Source organism: Collinsella aerofaciens (assembly GCF_039752775.1).
Lineage (GTDB): Bacteria > Actinomycetota > Coriobacteriia > Coriobacteriales > Coriobacteriaceae > Collinsella > Collinsella aerofaciens_R.
The window spans coordinates 1-1,044 of sequence record NZ_JBDMGT010000075.1; the positions used below are offsets into that span (position 1 = coordinate 1).

Below are 1,044 nucleotides of genomic sequence, written 5' to 3' on the forward strand. Positions count from 1 at the left end.
CAATAAAAGCTTCCTCTATTTTTTTCATATCTTCTTCACTTAGATCAATATACTCATATGTTTTTTTATCTAAATATTTATAAATACCATCCTCAAGTATGAATGCATCCTCAATATATTGATTTAATAATAAAATATTTTCTTTTAAAAGTTCTTCTCCCCATATTCTCTTATTAATATAATAATTTATACTTGAGCTTAACTTGCTCCATATCATACTCTCATCCCCTTTAATATATTTTTTATTTTAATTTTAAATCATTTAGCACTCTATATACAGTTGCTCTACTTAACCCTGTTTGCTTTACTATATCAACTATTTTATAACCTTCCCTATATAGTAACCCTACTGTATCGGCTTTATCACTTCTCTTGGAAGGCCTTCCTCCATTCCTTCCCCTAGCTTTTGAACTTTTTAAACCTTCTTTAGTCCTTTGACTTATTAAGTCCCTTTCTAATTGACTCAATCCACTCATAACAGTTAGTAAAAAACTATTATATGGATTATCACTTGATGTATCTAACCAAGTATCTTTAATACTTTTTATACTAGCTCCTTTAGCTTTTATTCTATCTATAATATTAAGTAAATCCTTTGTACTTCTTGATATTCTGGTCAAATCAGTAATTATAACTGTATCTCCTGCTTGTAGTTCATCTATCATTTTATCTAGCTGCTCTCTATTAGATTTCATTCCACTTATTTTTTCTTGATATATATTTCTCTTATCTACACCATAATCAATTAACATATCTATTTGTCTATTTAAACTTTGTTCTTCAGTACTAACCCTTGCATATCCAACTAACATAATTTTATCTCCATTTTTTCTAAATTTATTTCTTTTATTATACCAAAAAGGTATCATAATCTAAATAGATTATGATACCTTTTTTAATACATTTTTACATAGAAAATTTGGCTTTTTTCTATACAAAAAAATAATGTATCAAAAATCACCATTTTTGATACTGATTTTAAATAAATATTCTTCAAAGCGAAATGTAACCAAAATGGGAGTAAAAAAATATACACTATAATAT

2 protein-coding genes are annotated in these 1,044 nt (G+C 26.0%); both read right to left on the reverse strand.

Annotated features, from left to right (window positions below; genetic code table 11):
• Positions 1–217, reverse strand: a 217-nt coding sequence (locus tag ABHR63_RS10010; RefSeq protein ID WP_346966011.1) for a hypothetical protein, incomplete at its 3' end; no start/stop codon positions are given.
• Positions 218–242: 25 nt separating this feature from the next.
• On the reverse strand, positions 243–812 hold the full coding sequence (locus ABHR63_RS10015; RefSeq protein WP_198621553.1) for a recombinase family protein: 570 nt from the start codon (positions 810–812) through the stop codon (positions 243–245).
• Positions 813–1,044 lie beyond the last annotated feature (232 nt).

What these genes read in the sequence shown, in the direction of transcription:
- ABHR63_RS10015 (WP_198621553.1), bottom strand. Translation starts at nt 812, where the DNA reads ATGTTAGTTGGATATGCAAGGGTTAGTACTGAAGAACAAAGTTTAAAT.